This is a genomic window from Ferruginibacter albus, assembly GCF_020042285.1.
Taxonomy (GTDB): Bacteria; Bacteroidota; Bacteroidia; order Chitinophagales; family Chitinophagaceae; genus Ferruginibacter; species Ferruginibacter albus.
Window position 1 is genome coordinate 2,413,527 of record NZ_CP083388.1, and the last position, 17,211, is coordinate 2,430,737.

Annotated in this window: 13 protein-coding genes; 6 read left to right on the forward strand and 7 right to left on the reverse strand. The window is 36.4% G+C overall.

All coding sequences use genetic code 11. The features are described from left to right. The first annotated feature begins 22 nt into the window (after positions 1–22). From K9M53_RS10505 to K9M53_RS10520, 4 genes are all read left to right on the forward strand, one after another. A complete protein-coding gene (locus tag K9M53_RS10505; protein WP_224014593.1) occupies positions 23–2,119 on the forward strand; it encodes a T9SS type A sorting domain-containing protein in 2,097 nt (698 codons plus the stop codon). 165 nt (positions 2,120–2,284) lie between these two features. Continuing rightward, positions 2,285–2,659 (forward strand): BlaI/MecI/CopY family transcriptional regulator, encoded by a 375-nt coding sequence (locus tag K9M53_RS10510; protein ID WP_224014595.1) that lies wholly within the window; start codon positions 2,285–2,287, stop codon positions 2,657–2,659. A gap of 6 nt (positions 2,660–2,665) precedes the next feature. Continuing rightward, positions 2,666–4,114 (forward strand): M56 family metallopeptidase, encoded by a 1,449-nt coding sequence (locus K9M53_RS10515; protein WP_224014597.1) that lies wholly within the window; start codon positions 2,666–2,668, stop codon positions 4,112–4,114. A 131-nt stretch (positions 4,115–4,245) separates the two neighbouring features. Further along, positions 4,246–4,728 (forward strand): DinB family protein, encoded by a 483-nt coding sequence (locus K9M53_RS10520; protein ID WP_224014599.1) that lies wholly within the window; start codon positions 4,246–4,248, stop codon positions 4,726–4,728. 91 nt (positions 4,729–4,819) lie between these two features. Here the strand turns inward: K9M53_RS10520 and K9M53_RS10525 are convergent, their stop codons facing one another. Continuing rightward, positions 4,820–7,672, reverse strand: coding sequence for a TonB-dependent receptor (locus K9M53_RS10525; RefSeq protein WP_224014601.1), 2,853 nt, complete (start codon positions 7,670–7,672; stop codon positions 4,820–4,822). Positions 7,673–7,812: 140 nt separating this feature from the next. Between K9M53_RS10525 and K9M53_RS10530 the strand changes: the two genes are divergently transcribed. Beyond that, on the forward strand, positions 7,813–8,736 hold the full coding sequence (locus K9M53_RS10530) for a phosphoribosylaminoimidazolesuccinocarboxamide synthase (protein ID WP_224014603.1): 924 nt from the start codon (positions 7,813–7,815) through the stop codon (positions 8,734–8,736). A 7-nt stretch (positions 8,737–8,743) separates the two neighbouring features. Here K9M53_RS10530 and K9M53_RS10535 read toward each other — a convergent pair whose 3' ends face one another. The 5 genes from K9M53_RS10535 to K9M53_RS10555 all read right to left on the reverse strand — a co-directional run bounded on the left by K9M53_RS10535 (position 8,744) and on the right by K9M53_RS10555 (position 15,936). Continuing rightward, positions 8,744–9,313 carry a DUF1572 family protein gene (locus K9M53_RS10535; RefSeq protein WP_224014606.1) on the reverse strand — a complete coding sequence of 190 codons (570 nt, stop codon included), beginning with the start codon at positions 9,311–9,313 and terminating at the stop codon, positions 8,744–8,746. A 9-nt stretch (positions 9,314–9,322) separates the two neighbouring features. Next, entirely contained in the window at positions 9,323–10,378 is a 1,056-nt protein-coding gene (gene trhO, locus K9M53_RS10540; protein WP_224014608.1) for an oxygen-dependent tRNA uridine(34) hydroxylase TrhO, read from the reverse strand. Between the two features lie 103 nt (positions 10,379–10,481). Continuing rightward, complete coding sequence (locus K9M53_RS10545) at positions 10,482–13,031, reverse strand: DUF5686 and carboxypeptidase regulatory-like domain-containing protein (protein ID WP_224014610.1); 2,550 nt, start codon at positions 13,029–13,031, stop codon at positions 10,482–10,484. 4 nt (positions 13,032–13,035) lie between these two features. Further along, positions 13,036–13,392, reverse strand: coding sequence for a hypothetical protein (locus K9M53_RS10550; protein WP_224014612.1), 357 nt, complete (start codon positions 13,390–13,392; stop codon positions 13,036–13,038). Positions 13,393–13,491: 99 nt separating this feature from the next. Continuing rightward, positions 13,492–15,936, reverse strand: a complete 2,445-nt coding sequence (locus tag K9M53_RS10555) for a penicillin acylase family protein (RefSeq protein WP_224014615.1) — start codon at positions 15,934–15,936, stop codon at positions 13,492–13,494. Between the two features lie 72 nt (positions 15,937–16,008). Here K9M53_RS10555 and miaE point away from each other — a divergent pair, with 72 nt between their 5' ends. Next, positions 16,009–16,620: a tRNA-(ms[2]io[6]A)-hydroxylase gene (gene miaE / locus K9M53_RS10560; protein WP_224014617.1), complete on the forward strand. Its 612-nt coding sequence runs from the start codon at positions 16,009–16,011 to the stop codon at positions 16,618–16,620. Between the two features lie 38 nt (positions 16,621–16,658). Here the strand turns inward: miaE and K9M53_RS10565 are convergent, their stop codons facing one another. Further along, entirely contained in the window at positions 16,659–17,177 is a 519-nt protein-coding gene (locus tag K9M53_RS10565; RefSeq protein ID WP_224014619.1) for a GNAT family N-acetyltransferase, read from the reverse strand. Positions 17,178–17,211: the final 34 nt, after the last annotated feature.

Consider the following 17,211-nt stretch of genomic DNA (forward strand, 5'->3'; position numbering starts at 1 on the left):
TTTAATCATTTAAAAACAAGAAATGAAAAAATTATTTACACTTGCCTGCCTTACACTCTATGCCGGATTACATGTAATAGCACAATGCCCTAACAATATAAGGGTTCAGAATATTACATTACCTACTTGCGGCAGTTCAAACGGAAAGTTTGATGTACTTATAGAAAATCACGGCTCATCTACTATACAGGTTAGTATTAACGGTGGTGCCAATTTTACAAGTACTACCGGAAGTTCTATTACTTTTAATAACCTTACTTCCAACCTGTATAATATCATTGTTAGACAATCAGGTAGCTCCACTAATTGTCAAACATTAAAATTTATACTCCGCTCCGATTATGGCAGTGGTTATACAGCAACAGCTACTAATGCAACAGGATGTAATGCTACCGGCTCTATTAAAATTGGAGGCGGTGTATTGTCTACCGATTCTGTAGCATGGCTATCCAACGTAAAGCCAAACTTTGTAACAGCGGGTTCTTTAACGAACAATACTATTTCCAATCTTATTCCCGGGCAATATTATGTGGTATTTAAAAGTGCTTCCGGCGGACAGTACTGCTATTCTACTCACTCAGTAACTATTGGCAATAGCGGAACAGCTTGCCCTGCACCAACTTTCTGCGGTAATGCAACAGATCCATCCAATCTTTATCCGAACGGAACTTTTGGTTCAGGCGGAAATGCAGATGGAACAAATGCACAAATTAACGGCCCGGCATTAGCGGATGGCATTACACAATATACCTATCAGCCTTTAGGTATAAATGCTCCGCAAGATGGATGTTATGCTATAGCTAATAATACTTTTGCAGGATCAGATATAGGGACGACTCCTTTTAATGGAGGATGGTATGATGGATACGATCATGATTATGTGGTAACCGGTCAAAAGAATGGTTATCAAATGGTAGTGAATGCCAGCTTTGACCCGGATATTGTATTACAGCAAACAGTCACCGATCTTTGCCCTGATAAAAAATATCAATTCAGTGCATATATAAGAAACCTTAAAACAGATCCTACCAGCATACCTGCAAATCTTTCTTTCCTGATCAACGGAGTAGGATTATATTCAACCGGAGACATTGCCGGAGGAAATCGTGACTGGAGACAGATCGGCTTTACTTTTCAACCAACCGGAACAACAGCTACTCTTAGCATTAGAAATAATGCGCCGGGTGGATCCGGTAACGACTGGGCTTTGGATGATATTTATATGGGTACCTGCATACCATCTATTAAGCTTAATCCAATTATTGTTCCCTGCGATAACCCTCCTACACAGGCAACTGCAACATTAACAGACGGCAGTCATTTATATGACACCTATCAATGGCAGGTAAATAAGGCAGATGGCAATGGATTTGTGAATATTGGAAATGTAGAGACAGGTACATATGCAGCAGATACGTTATTGGCAATAGTTGCTCTCCCTTCAGATCTGGGCACTAATCCTAATACTTACTTTGGATGGCAATACAGAATAGTAGTTGGTACCAGTGCTACTGACCTAACTTCTGCAAGCTGCTCTTACACTACTTCACAACGCTTGATCTTACAAAACTGCGGATTAGTATTACCGGTTAAGATCACGAATATCACTGCTGCTTCAGTGGATGGAAAAGGTAAAGTGAATTGGCAGGTTGGAGAACAATCCAATGTATTTATGTATGAGGTACAAAAAAGTACTGACGGAAAAAATTATACCCGTTTGGCTTTAGTAGATCCTAAACAAGGCTCTGTTGCTAATTACGAAGCAATCGATAACGATCTAAGCGTTGGTGTTACTTATTATCGTGTTAAGGAAGTAGATCAAAATGGAACAATGCTGTTCAGCAAAATTGTAACGATCAATAATTCAAACAATGCCGCTGCAAACATCTTCATCTATCCTAATCCAAGCAGCAACGATCTGTTTATTCAATTGCCGTCAAACAAAAAGATAAAAAATGCTATTATCTTGAATGCCATTGGGCAACAAGTATTGGCTACCGGTAATTTGAATGATGTAGTGAACCATATCGGTATCAGCAAATTTGCTCCGGGACTTTATACACTTAAAGTTATTACTACAGCAAATGAGATCATAAATACCAAGTTTATAAAAAAATAGGCCACTAAACTTTTATGCTATAAAGCCACTCGATCGAGTGGCTTTATTATTTGCATATAAACGTAAGTAATTTGAATCCTGTATTAACATTTATAAAAAATAATCTCTTTTTTGCTTTTTATTTAGAATTTGTTTTTTATCTTTATTTACGAAACACATCGTATTATGAACAATTCAAAAATTAAACCTACAGAGAGTGAGGTAGAAATTTTGCAGGTATTATGGGATAAGCAGGTGGCTACTGTTAGAGAAGTGCATGAAGAGCTTACAAAAACCAAGGATGCCGGCTATACCACTACCCTTAAGCTAATGCAGATCATGTTTGAAAAAGGTTTAGTAACCCGCGACAGCAGCAATAAAACACATACGTATCAACCCGCTGTAAGCAAAGAAAACACTCAAAATCTTTTTTTAAATAAGATGATAGACTCTTTATTTTCAGGCTCCCCGGCACAATTGATCATGCAGGCATTGGGCAATCACAAAGCATCGCCACAGGAGCTGAATGAGATAAGAAATTATTTAAACAGCATGAAATAACAGGTTATGCAACCAATAACTGCCGATTCATTTTTATTACAAGCTGTCGGATGGGCTATAATCAATAGCCTGTGGCAGGTTGGCATTTTATGGCTTCTTTATAGATCAATAATAGCTATTAATAAAAATTTATCTGCTGTTTTTAAATACCTCTTAGGTTCAACTTTAATTATTACTTCTTTTATTTGGTTTACAATAACGATAATTAAAACCTATTCTTCGCTAAATAATTCAATTGCCGTTTCCGAAATATTTTTTAATAAAGAGCAACTACTAAGTTTTCAACAATGGACAAACCTGCTTCCATACATATCTGATGCTTATTTGTTGCTGCTTCTTTTTTTTCTATGTCGTTTTTTTATTGGATACCGCAGTACTATTTTATTGCAAAAGAATGAAATGTCAAAAGTTTCTTTTGACACAAGGATGTTTGTAAGAAATACTGCTTCAGCTATTGGAATTAAAAAAAATGTACAGGTCTGGTTATCGAAAAATATTGATGTGCCTTCTGTTATTGGCTTTGTAAAACCTATCATATTACTGCCTGTGGCAGCTGTTAATCAACTTAGCACAAAACAATTGGAGGCTGTTTTGTTGCATGAACTGGCACATATAAAACGCCACGATTTTTTATTGAATCTTATTCAAACATTCATTGGCACATTGTTATTCTTTAATCCTTTTGTTTTATTACTAAGCAAACAGGTTAAGAAAGAAAGAGAAAACTGTTGTGATGACTGGGTAATGAATTATCAATATAGCAGGCACGACTATGCGAATGCGTTGTTACTCCTGGAAACACAGCGTTATCAGCAAGTTCAATTAGCAATGGCGGCTACCGGTAAAAACGGACTTTTAAAAAGGATACAACGCCTTTTTATTATTGAGCCCAAAACAACGATCAGTATTTCGCAAAGAATACAAGTAGCGGTTATATCGCTAATGCTTTTATTAGGGATCAGCTGCTTATTCTTCTCTCCTGTCTCTAAAAATAATACAGCCTCTCAAACTGGTATTTCAATATCAAAAGACCAGTTTCTTTCAAGCAAACCTTTTTTTATAAAATATCAGCCTATAGAAGAAAAAGTTGTCCAGCTTACACCTGCGCCTTCTGTTACGCCACTAAAAGCCAAAGTTATTCGTCAAAATAAAACTACTGTTGTAAACAAACAGGATGAAGGTTATACCATTGCTATTATCAATACAAATCTGCTAAAAAGGAAAAAACAGGAAACAGCAATTATTCCTGTAGTAAACAAAGAACCCGAAAAAGAATATTATATTAAGGTAGAAGAACAGCAATCCGGTAACAAAGACATGAAAGTGTATTATTATGAACTAAAGAAGGATAATAATAAAACCTCTGTTGAGCCTATTATGATATTGCAAACACCCGTTAAGAAAGAAGCGATTAAAGCAGATACTACTACCATTAACAAAAAAATTACTTCGTAAAGAATTTTCTCTTTCAATACTTCTTAGTTTAGTTAAATTGGATACAGTCTCAACAACTATCTTAAATTGTTTGCTTTCTTTAAACAATCTTTTCTCTATTCTGTTCTTACAACCATAAAAATTAAAACGTAATGAACAATCAACAACTTTCTGTAAAAATGATATTGGATGCATGGAATGCACAGCTTAAAAACGCCAATAAATTATTTGACACCTTAACGGATGACCAATTTACGGAAGAAGTAGCTCCCGATAGAAACACCGGAACTTATCTATTAGGTCATTTAGTGGCAGTACATGATGGCTTATTATCATTACTTGGCTTTGGTCAAAAACTATTTCCTGAGTTAGAAGAGCCTTTTATAAAAACACCCAACAAATCAGGACAAACATTTCCTCCTGTAAAAGAATTAAAAGAAAAATGGCAAACGGTAAATGCAGCATTGGACCAACATTTCAACAAATTGACTCCTGAAGAATGGTTTCAAAAACATACCGCTGTTTCAGAGGAAGATTTTGCAAAAGAGCCACATCGCAACCGTTTAAACGTTGTTATCAGCAGAACCAATCATTTGGCTAATCATTTAGGGCAATTGATCTTCTTAAAAAAATAGAACAGCAACTAAGAATAACGAAATATCTATCAAACAAAAAGGCTTCTGTAATTACAGAAGCCTTTCTTATAAAACAATAATTCAGTACATTCTAAAAAACATTGTAGGCCAAGCTCACATAGTACAATCCCCCGATAGATGGGTTGCCATAAGCCGTAGTATAATAATGATTCAACAAGTTTGTAGCGCCGATCTTTATCATCGATTTTGTTTTCATCAACTTATAACTAACCTGTGCATCTAAAGTGCTGAAAGCAGTATTGATACCTTGTTTAAAATCACTTTGTGTATAGTACGCATCCTGCCAACGCCATAATACATTAAAGCCAAAAACCTTTTTTCTTCCTAAGCCCGAATTACCTAAGGAAATATTGGCTCTGTTTTGAGGGGTACTGAAATAAGTAACAAAAGTAGGATCTGCATTATCGATATTATCGTTAGACCAGTTAATGCTAACATTATAATTATTGCCTATCAGATAATCTACACTTATTCCGCAACCATACGTATTTACTTTGTTAGGACTATTAACTGAAACCGAGAAACCGGTATAGGTATTCGGATTCGTAGGATCTATATCCTGCGGGTTGCCCGTTTTTGATTGCGCCACATTTATACGCCCGATAAAATCCTGGTACTTTGAAAAATAACCATACACATCTACCAGTAAATTTTTATTTACCAAAGCCTTGTACCCTGCTTCATAACTGTTAACCGATTCCGGCTTGTATGTTCCAAATTGTTGAATTTGTCCTGTAAGTGGATTAACAGGAGGATTGGTATCAAAATGATAAAACTCTCTTAAAGAAGGAAGCCCACCGATCAATCTTCCATCACCCACATTTAGGTTGATCCATTGATTTTGATTAGATGGGAAACGATAAGCATTTTGATAAGAAAGTCTTAAATACTGCCCTTCCGCTGCTTTAATAACAGCAGAAACACGGGGAGTAAATTTGCCATCAAAGTTTTCATTCTTATCATATCTACCTGAAACAGTCAATTTCAAAACATCATCAAAGAATTTTTTAGACAATTGCAGGTATGCACCGTATTCTGTTGTATTGATCGGACCGGTTGTATCTGCGAATAAAGTTCCCTGGGAGTTCAGGCGATATAAGCGATAGCTACCGCCTACTGTTACTTCAGCAAATTTTATAGCATCACCAAAATTATATTGACCATCTAACTGGTATAAACTTGTTCTATCTAAAAACTTACCGCCGTTAGGAATAGGAATAGCAGCTACCGAATCAAACACTTTGCTGAATTGTGCAGTTCCGGGAACCGGTCTTCCAATATCTGCAGCCGCACGTGCATTCGCAAAAGAAGCCGCTGCATTTCCGGTTAATGCAAATGATTGCACATAATTGCCTACATACTCAGGGAACCAGGTTGTACTTGGCTTCCATGCCTCATTAAATAATTGTGTATTCACTGTTGCATTGTATGCATCTCCTGAATTTTCCTGTGTAGTATATGCTCTTACAAACCATTTATCATTTCTTATTTCTAATTTATATTGCCCGATCTCTAAGTTCTTTAAAGCATATCTATCGCTACCTGTATATACTGAATTACCGGTACTGTAATTTGCGACAGCAGACAACTCTGTTCGTGGAGTTATTTTATAAAATAAACCTCCATTCAATCGCATCACTTTTGTAGTAGAGTTGATGATATCTTTTTCTGCATATCCTGTTCTTGAAACATTCTGATCGGGGATGATGCCGGCACGCAATCCTAAATTAAAAGGCACTAGCTGCGAAGCATATGGCTGTAATTGTGCAGGCAAATTACCTATATACTGCTGAATTTGTTGTGGTGTAGCGTTTACAGGCAAAAAGGTATTCATATTAGAAACAAGGTCGAATGTACCGCCTGTTGCTGCCAATACACCTTGTTGTATCTGGTTTTGAACAGAATTGGCAACATCCTGCATATTAGCACTTGTTTCATCGCCATACACATTCACACCATTATAATTTGGATCAGATGCTCTTGTACCCGGAATAGTAAATCCCTGGTTTCCTACACCTGTATAGTTTGTAGTGTCTGATGCTACCCAATCTTTAGCGGTCATATAGCTCAGATCCATTTTAAATGCAAACTTATCATTCACTTTTTGTCCCCAACGAACTGCTGCGTTGTAATAAGGTGATGCAGCGGCTGCCGGATCGTTCACATGCATTATACCTGCTTTAACTTCTGCGCTTACACCCTGGTATTTAAATGGATTTTTTGATGTAACCAGTAATGTACCATTCATACCTCCGGAACCATACAATGCTGAAGATGCTCCTTGTAGTAATTCTGCATTATCAACATCCAACTCGCTTGGGCCAACGATAGAACCTACTGAGAAATTTAAACCCGGCGCCTGGTTATCCATACCATCGGTAAATTGGTTGAACCGTGGATTACCGCTACCATTAAATCCTCTTGTTGTGAGCGATGAAAAGGTTAAGCTCGAATTCACCACATCAACACCTTTTAATGTTTTTACGATATCGTAGTAATCAGGAGCAGCGGCATTTCTAATACTCGCTGTTCCTAGTCTTTCAATGCTTACCGGCGAGACCAATATCTTTTCAGAAACACGGCTGGCAGCAACTACTATTTCCTGCCCCAGTGAACTGGCAGGCTTAAAGTCTACTGCCACTTTATCTGAAGCACTATTTACAGTTACTTCCTGCAATTCATATCCAATAGATGAAAAAATTAATGTAGCAGGAAATTTTGCTACTGTTAATTTAAAATTCCCTTTATCATCTGTAAATGTTCCGGTGGTACCTTCTTTTACTGTTACAGATACGGCACCAACTTTTTCTTTGGTAGCACTGTTAACAACAGTTCCCGAAACCGTATTTACTTGTGCAAATGAATAAACAGAGATCAGGGTAAAGGAAAGTAATAAAGAAAATAGGGATAGTATTTTTTTCATACGCATCGTTTTTAGTTATCTAAATATAAAGCAAAATAATAATTCTTTTGTATGACTTAGCTCATTTATTTATAACCAGATGTTGAAATTTTTTATTCAACTAATTTACTGTTTACAATTGTTGCAAGTACCTTCGCCGCATGGCAACATTCAATTTTCCCGATCAAACAAAATTTTATAGTGGTAAGGTAAGAGATGTGTATACCATAAATGACAAATGGCTGGTGATGGTTGCCAGCAACCGTATCTCTGCATTTGATGTGATATTACCCAAACCAATACCTTATAAAGGACAAGTATTAAATCAAATCGCTGCATACATGCTGAAAGCAACGGAAGATATTTGTCCTAACTGGTTGCTTTCTTCGCCTACACCCAATAGCTCGATCGGTAAAAAATGTGTGCCATTTAGGGTAGAGATGGTCGTTAGAGGGACTTTAACGGGACATGCATGGCGCACTTATAATAGTGGTAAACGTGAGCTATGTGGTGCTGTAATGCCTGATGGCTTAAAAGAAAACGACCTGTTCCCTTCTCCTATTATTACTCCTTCTACAAAAGCTGAGGAAGGACATGATGAAGATATTTCGAAAACAGAAATCATACAACGGGGAATAGTAAACGCAGAAGATTATGCTGTATTGGAAAAATACACATTGGAATTGTTTGAAAGAGGAAAACAAATTGCTGCTAAAAGAGGATTGATACTGGCTGATACCAAATATGAATTTGGCAAGATCGGCGATACCATTTATTTAATGGATGAAATTCATACACCGGATAGCAGCCGTTATTTTTATGCTGAGGGTTATGAAGAAAGACAAGCGAAAGGGGAAAAGCAAAAACAATTAAGTAAGGAATTCGTACGTGAGTGGTTAATTGCTAATAACTTCATGGGCAAAGAGGGACAAACAGTTCCTGAAATGAGCAATGAATGGATATCGACTATCAGCAATCGTTATATTGAACTTTATGAAAAAGTTATTGGTGAAAAATTTAAGCCCGAAGAATTAAGTGATAAAGAAACGGAAGAAAGAATTGTAGCAGCATTGCAGCAATTGTAAATTATTATTATTCCTTCTTTTCTCTAAATTCATCGGTAAAATGTTCTCTATGCTTTTCTTTAGAAAACTTTTCGGCATTATACATCTTCGAATTTCCCTTTGGTATTGAAAGCGAATGCCATTGATCTTTTTTGATCATCTTTCCTATAAAAACGATTTGCCCTGCATGAGAAGCAACGTGGGCTACACTTCTTATCAACGCTTCCATAACCGTATGCCCCATGTTTCTTATGTAGATGATCTTATCCAGGTCATCTTCCGTTAGAGAATCAATGGTATCGAAAACGCATTGCCAGGCTTCATTCCACTTATTTAATAATTCCTGTTTGGACATTACCCTATCTTCAAATTCTTCATCACGATCACGCCATGTTTTTTCTCCATCACTGGTAAGAAAGTCGGTAAACCGTGAAAGAAGATTTCCATATAAATGTTTTACAATAACAGCAATACTGTTACTTTCCTCATTATATTTCCAAAGTAACTCTTCTTCAGATAATTGATCAATGGTCTTATCCACAAGTGACTCGTAATACTCAAATTGCTTTTTTATACCTGTCAAATGTTCTGTCTGCATAGCAAAAGATTATTTATCGTTATTATTTTTCATCTCATTCAATCTTGGTCTTAATCGTTGCCTACTCTTATTAAACACCATTCTTCCTTTATCCACGCCTTTACGCAATTCCTTTTGTTGCTCTTTCGGAAGATTAATTACATCCTGGCATTCTTTACTGCAACAACCTTGATATTTTTCTGAACACTCATCACATTGAATGAACAATAGATGGCAACCTTCATTCTTACAATTAGTATGCGTATCAGCCGGCTTGCCGCATTGATGACATTGCGAAATAATTTCTTCTGTGATCCGCTCCCCCAGCCTGTTATCAAATACAAAGTTTTTCCCTTTGAATTTATTAGGAAGATCTTTCTCTTTTACACTATTGGCATAATTAATAATGCCACCTTCCAAATGAAAAACGTTTTTAAATCCTTGATGCAGCATATAAGCACTGGCTTTCTCACAACGAATGCCACCGGTACAATACATAATGATGTTCTTATCTTTATTGTCCTTCATCATATCTGCCGCCATGGGCAACTGCTCCCTGAATGTATCACTCGGGATCTCAATAGCATTATCAAAATGCCCCACTTCATATTCGTAATGATTGCGCATATCAATTACAATGGTATTTGCATCATTGGTCAATTCATTGAACTGTTGGGCAGTTACATACTTGCCTTTATTTTCCATATTAAAGGTTACGTCTTCAATTCCATCTGCTACAATTTTGTCACGTACTTTTATTTTCAATACCCAAAAAGATTTCCCATCGTCATCTACTGCAATATTCAATCGTATGCCATTCAATGGCGGAATAGAATACAGGTAATTCCTGAAAGCATCTACATTACTATCGGGCACACTTATTTGCGCATTGATACCTTCATGCGCTATATAAATGCGACCAAATACTTTAAGTACATCTAAAGCCTTATACATTTCATCCCGAAATGATTGTGGTTCTGCAATAAAAAAATAATGGTAAAAAGAAATGGTAGTGCGATGCTCCGTTTCTGCTAATAACTGCTTTTTAAGTTCCTCCTGGGAAACTCTGTTGTGTAATACTGCCATGTTTGAAATTTTAAGGACACTTGCCTGGTGAACAAAATTTCTTATTAATTAAGAGCTGCAAAGATAAGCCAATTGAGAAATTTTGGAATTGACAATTTCAGATTTAAAACTTGATAGTATTTGCAGGATCAACAGCGTTCACATTAATATGATCTCCAAGAATACCGCCGGTACCAATACAGAAGCTATGTATCAATGTTTTGTTTTGCCATCCCACCACATAATCTACCCGGAAGATCTTTAAGATATTTTCAAGACCGATAAAAACTTCCTCGTAATGGTTGTCTTTATTTACGTACAATGCATTGGCACCTGCTGTTAAATTCCAATCCCATTTTTTTATCAGTGGTATCTTATTCGTAAGCAATCCATTAAAATGATGATCGATATTTACAAAGCTGAAAAACTTATCCGTTGTACTGTTCACAAAATAATTCGCTAATTGAAAACTGCTTACATAAGCGCCTGCCAAAACAGAATTATTCGCATTAAAATGTTGGTAATCCTGTATGTCAACCGATCTGTTATTAATAAAACCGCCAATAGCTACGCGATATTTTAATAAGCCTGCTAATTTAAAATTCACATCATCATTAACCTCCAGTTTCCATTTATCAAAATCAGCATCACTGCCAAAAATATCCGGAACGCCCTTAGTATAATTAAATGTAAATGTAGGATAGTTCGAACCCAACGATACTTTCCTATCGGGAAACTGAATATATTTTTGCCCTGGCTTGAAACTGACCGTAGCGCTTAAAAGCAAAGCCTGGCTCCTGGTTATTTGTGATGGAATACGTTGAAAGGGATAGTTAGGGGTGATCTTTATTGATGACTTTGTAAAGATGGTAAAGTCGGTAGTGTTATCCATTGGTAGGCGATCTTCGTATAAAGCGTTTACACTTAACCGTAAGCCATTTTCCAACCTGCGGGCATACGTAATACTACCAAAATAATTCTCATAAAACTTAATATAATTATCTCCCCATAATAACGTTGATAAACTACTGTTCAACGTAGAAAGATTGTAATCTCTATTAAACTGGCTTACCCGTTTGCCTCCCGAGAATGACCATAACTGTCGTTTAATTTTTTGATCTTCGTCTAACCCACGTTGACGAAAATTAATGTCTAACCAACCGTTCAAATGTGTGTTGCTAAATCCATAACGCACATGAGGCTCTATAGACAATCTTGTTTTTTGTTTGCCTATTGTCTTCCTGTAAAAGCCATTTATATTCAAAGCAAAACCTTCCGCAGGATTATATTCCAATACAGGTAGCAATGCTTCAACACCCCAATCATATCGATTGGTTACACTATAATGTGTTCTATCTATACCCTGCCATATAACAGTATATGGCTTTAACGGACCTTGTTTTCTTTTTAGCGAATCAACTTTCGCCTGCGTCCATGCTGTATCACTATTCTTATCAAATAAACTGTCTTTCACTTCGTAATCCAATGCTTCTTCTCTTTCTAACGGCACCGGGCGTGAAGTATCCCAAAATGTTTTTGGTTTCTTATTTACACCCGTATCATACTTTATAATTACATTATCAAAATACTTTTTTGGAAAAGAGGGATCTATACTATAGTTAGAATACACGCTTAAAAAATTTCCACCCAAACCAATTCCCAACTGGTTAAGATCAAAATTTATTAATTGATTTTTTACTCTCCATACATCATCAGTAACGGCAACATGAAACTGGGTAAGCTTCAACGTGTCCAGTATTTGTAATTGAGTCGTTCTTGTAAGTACCAGGTCTACACTATGGATACGCCAGTCACCTTCCGTAATATTTATAATGCCTGAAAACAAAGGCTCATATGCTCTTTTAGGAATAACTTTTATAGCGTTTATCTCTTTGCCGTTTTCCCAAAAACTGCCTAAAAACTTATACTTGTAAAAATTCAATGCGCCATTTGCAATAGGAGAAATAAATCCTCTTGGATTAAACTTGTCTGTAAATAAGGTTACATTATTTTGATATAGATTGATAAAGGTGAGAAAGGTAAACCCAAAGTCGTTACTGCCACTTACTCTTGTACTGGTTACTTCTACTTTTAATTTATCCTGCTGCTGAAAAGATATCTTTGAATTGGATTCCGATAAATAAATAATTCCTTTCCCTGTAGAATCAACACCCATCTCCGTTTTATCATCTTCACTTATTTTTTTGCCGAATATTTTTCCGGGAAGATTTTTAAGCTTGATAAGATTTTTAGAATACAATTCACATTGAAATGAATTTACCTGTTTATTATACTCTTCTCGTTTCTTTATTGCCTGTCGGATGACCTCATAAGCAGGATCTTCGCCATTGGTTTTTACGATCACCTCCTTCATCGTGTATTTCTGTTCGCTCAATACGAAAGAAGTATTGACCTCTTCTCCTTTACCAACAGTAATCGATTTTTCCTGCGCAGCAAAACCTATATGCTGGCAAACAACTGTATATGTACCCGGGGAAACGCTTATAGAGAATTTGGCATTTACGTTAGCGCCTGCTCCTATTGTTGTTCCTTTAATAGATATGGATGAATATGGTAACAGATCGCCTGTATTATTTAGAACGATACCATAAATTTTTTGTGCAGAAGATCTTAAACAGATGAATAGTGCAAAAAATAAAATGATTTTTTTCATGCTGCTATTCCATCGCAGATTTTGATTTGCGTATAAAGCTACCGGTTAATGCTGCCATTCCGCCTACCAGGGCACCAATGAAAGCTGTAGCAATTATCAGCATTAAAGAATTGTCTGTTTTTAAAATGATCACTGTCATTTTATTTGCCAATGCATGTGCATTATTACTGCTGATGATATACGTCATTATACCCCATAACAGGAACAATGCGATAAAGCCGGTAAAAAAGGAGTGCACGGGGCTTTGAGGAATAAATACAGCTACTACAAATGCGGCAATGGCAATGCTCCACCAGGGCAGAAACAAGCAGGCTACATAACTTAATAAAGCGGTTAATATGAGAGAGATTATAAATTTCATTCTGATTACACTAATTTTTTCGAATTACACTAATTGAAGTTTCAAGACGCAAGCATTAATAGACAATCTTATTTTCAAAAGTTAGTAGCTTGTTGCTGATCACTTACTAAAGTTCATCACCCATTTAATACGTTTATCTTTTGTTTCATCCTTTGTCATTAACCAAAGCGGGTAATATTTTCCCGACACCCATTCATTTACGAAGTTATCATAAAACCTGCTTCCGGGATTACCGCTTTGTCCGCCGGGATACACTCCATACGCCTCGGTTTTAGCAGTTAAGCTTAACACCATTCTCCAGCTTGGTCCATGATCGGCTTTGGTAGCATTAATACAGTACGTTCCGCCGCCAACAGGCAAATGCATATCGCTAAAGGGTTCTAATTTAGTAAGATGACTAATATGCGTATCCTTATATTTTGCCCATTCCAATTGATCGGCAATTTCCAAATTAACTAATTCAGCGCTTGCTAATTTAAAAGCAGCCGTGATATCATCTGCTAATGTTTCCTTTTTAGGAGTGGTGATGTTATCGTAAAACTTGTAGGAAGTATCTTTTAATATCTCTTCCAGCAAGGTGCTTTCAAAAGGTCTCATTACAACTTTAGGAGCTTTTGCATATTCATCATCAAATACCACTTTCGTAAATTGTTTCCAAAGCACATCAAATACGGTAGCACCTTTTTCTGCAACATCATCATTTAAATTCCATTCATTTAACAGCTTATAATACTTTAATTCATCTTCATTAAAACCGGTTGTATTTATATTTTTTAAAAATACCGGAATTGCCATTTCTGCAAAAACATTATAATTATTATTCTGCAAGCTCATCATATCCTGCGGCGTAATGTTGTGCATTTTGCTTAACAAGCGATTGATCAAATAACCACGATACAATGGATAATCTCTTCCTAAATAATAATGATAAGCGCTGTCTGTCGGCTTTTGATTGGCGCTGCTGACAAAACCTCTTGAAATACTATCGCTTGCCGGTATGTATTGAAAAGGCACTTCATCCTGCGGTATCATTCCCTGCCACATGTAACTGCTGTCGGTACCGGGCATTATAAAATCTCCTTGCCCTTTCCATTTTGCCGGAAACTCGCCTTGCGTACGCATCGCTATGTCTCCATCTTTACAGGCAAACACTACATTTTGCCCCGGTGTATGCAGGTTGGTTACAGCATTTGTATAATCAGTATAATTTTTTGCACGATTTAAAAGATTGAATATTTTTAATTCATCACTTGGATCATGCGCTTTCCAACGCACTGCATACTGCTTTTTACCGGAACTTCTGCCACCGGTAAAACTTTTATCGTACATAACCGGACCAAATACCGTGTAGGCAACCGTGTCTAAATAATCACGTTTATCTTTTATTTTGATATGCTCAATTCTAAATTCTGTTTGCTTCCATTCACCATTGAACAGATATTCTTTACGGGTATCGTCTTTAAACGTTATCTCGTAATAATCTCTTACATCTCTGCCGCCGTTAGTAAACCCAAAAGCACAATTATCATTAAAGCCGATGATTACTCCGGGCGCTCCGGGAAAGGTTGCCCCGTATGCATTAAACTCAGGCGTTGATATCTGCATTTCAAACCAAACTGAAGGAAGATTTAATCCAAGGTGAGGATCATTACACAAAATAGGTGCACCGTTTTTTGTTTTACGGCCACTTACCGCCCAATTGTTACTGCCATTGTCTTTATCAGGTTTTTCTTCGTCAACAGCTACAAGGTCTTTATTATTAAAATAAGCGGAATCAACTGTTGATGGAGCAATAGGAATAATTTTAGGTCGGGGATAAACAGTTCCTTTGGGAATAATTGGATCTAATGAATCTTGTGTTAGTGGAAATAATTTTACAAAATCACTATCACTAAAAAAGCTTTTTGTATTAGTCATTTCAAAATCATCATCATGACCTGCCAAATCATAAGACATATATTTTAAGAACAAAGCTGTTTTCAGGTTATTCCATTTTTCAGGATAATAGCCCAATAATTTATATTCCAATGGCAATTGACTTTCTGATAAGTTATCTATATACGCATTTACACCAGCTGTGTAGGCATCACATTCAGCTTTTATAACGGTGTCAGCCTCCATTTCTTTTAAGGAATTTTCTGCAGCATACACCATTCCCAATCTTCTAAACTCCCGGTCAATATTAATTGCTTTTTCGCCAAAAAATTCACACAATCTTCCTGCAGCCTTATATGTTTGCAGTTCCATTTGCCATAAGCGAAATTTAGCATGTAAATATCCCTGAACAAAGTATACATCGTTTTCCTGCTCAGCAAAAACATGCGGCACCAACCGATCGTCTAAATAAACCTGGACTTTACCTTTTAATTGAGGAAATTTTAAATTGGCAGAGAAATCTGCATCTACATCTTCTGCATTTTGCCAAATACCGTGTTGCGGACTTAACAACGCTCCTAACGGTGCAGGTAAAACGAATTTTGTATCAAGCGTTACAATTAAACCAACCGTAACAAGTAAAGATAAAATAAAAGGTAAGACTCGCATAGCGGAATTTGTGCTCTAAATTAATAATAAAGCAAATGGAAGCAAGCTATTTGGTTTATTTATTTTTGCACTATGAGTACTGAAAATATAGATGTTAAAAATATATTAGGCCTACAATTACCTACAGACCCACGCTGGGTGAACCTTGCCGAAATGCAATTGGAAGAAATATTAACAGATCATGCGTATTGTGAGCAAAAAGCTGCAACTACCTGCATTTCGTTAATTCAAAAAAATCCTGATAAAGAAAAATTATTGATTGCTTTAAGCCCGATCGTTACAGAAGAATGGGGACATTTTAGATTGGTATTGGCGGAACTGCACAAAAGAAAATTACAATTAGGCAGACAACGCAAAGATGAATATGTGAATAAGCTGCTTGCTTTTCAAAAGAAAGGCGGCAGCCCGGATGAACGTTTTTTAGACCAGATGTTAACAATGGCTTTGATTGAAGCCAGAAGTTGTGAACGTTTTAAACGATTAAGTGAAGGACTGGATAATAAATACATGCGCAACTTCTATCGTCGCTTTATGGAAAGTGAAGCGGGGCATTATACCTTATTTATTGAATTGGCAGAAACCTATATTGATAAAAAGATCGTTCGTAAACGTTGGAATGAGTGGTTGCTATATGAAAGAGAAATTATGAATAGTCTGGAAGTGAGGGGCGACAGGATACATTAATGTGTGTTCTTAATAAGATCAATTATAACGAAGACTATTTAATACGTCAATGTGAATATATTAAAGTCGGGATTTTCTTTATATGTTTCCGGTGATCTTATAAAGTTGAATTTTGCCAGCAGCTTAAGTGAACTTTGATTCTTGTAATGAACAATTGCATTCAGGTTTTTAAGCTTTACTTTTTGAAAAACATAATCAATAACTTTCTCCACCGCTTCTTTCATTATTCCTTGTCCTTGAAATTTTGTTATAAGCTCATACCCGATCTCGCAACTGCTTTTCTCTTCGGAAATATTCAATAGGCAAACGGCTCCTACAAATGTCTTTGTACTTGTTAATGTAACTGCCCAATAAAGTGTATTGCCCTTTTTACTATTATCATTTATCAGGTTGATAAAGTTTATTGCATCTTCAATTGTTTTGCTGGGATTTCTCTCAATGTACTTATTTATCTCCGGATCAGAGCGCAAAGCAAAAACACCTTCCTGATCTTCAATGGACAATTGCCTGAGCGTTAGTCTTTCGGTTGTTAAAGTTGGGAAAGTGGAAGTATCCATGTTTACTCTTCAGTTAAAATTTATATCTGCCAAT

Coding starts and splice junctions, on each gene's coding strand:
- trhO (WP_224014608.1), bottom strand. CDS start 10,378: ATGGCAGTATTACACAACAGAGTTTCCCAGGAGGAACTTAAAAAGCAG.
- K9M53_RS10515 (WP_224014597.1), top strand. CDS start 2,666: ATGCAACCAATAACTGCCGATTCATTTTTATTACAAGCTGTCGGATGG.
- K9M53_RS10525 (WP_224014601.1), bottom strand. CDS start 7,672: ATGAAAAAAATACTATCCCTATTTTCTTTATTACTTTCCTTTACCCTG.
- K9M53_RS10550 (WP_224014612.1), bottom strand. CDS start 13,392: ATGAAATTTATAATCTCTCTCATATTAACCGCTTTATTAAGTTATGTA.
- K9M53_RS10535 (WP_224014606.1), bottom strand. CDS start 9,313: ATGCAGACAGAACATTTGACAGGTATAAAAAAGCAATTTGAGTATTAC.
- K9M53_RS10545 (WP_224014610.1), bottom strand. CDS start 13,031: ATGAAAAAAATCATTTTATTTTTTGCACTATTCATCTGTTTAAGATCT.
- K9M53_RS10530 (WP_224014603.1), top strand. CDS start 7,813: ATGGCAACATTCAATTTTCCCGATCAAACAAAATTTTATAGTGGTAAG.
- K9M53_RS10555 (WP_224014615.1), bottom strand. CDS start 15,936: ATGCGAGTCTTACCTTTTATTTTATCTTTACTTGTTACGGTTGGTTTA.
- K9M53_RS10565 (WP_224014619.1), bottom strand. CDS start 17,177: ATGGATACTTCCACTTTCCCAACTTTAACAACCGAAAGACTAACGCTC.
- K9M53_RS10510 (WP_224014595.1), top strand. CDS start 2,285: ATGAACAATTCAAAAATTAAACCTACAGAGAGTGAGGTAGAAATTTTG.
- miaE (WP_224014617.1), top strand. CDS start 16,009: ATGAGTACTGAAAATATAGATGTTAAAAATATATTAGGCCTACAATTA.
- K9M53_RS10505 (WP_224014593.1), top strand. CDS start 23: ATGAAAAAATTATTTACACTTGCCTGCCTTACACTCTATGCCGGATTA.
- K9M53_RS10520 (WP_224014599.1), top strand. CDS start 4,246: ATGAACAATCAACAACTTTCTGTAAAAATGATATTGGATGCATGGAAT.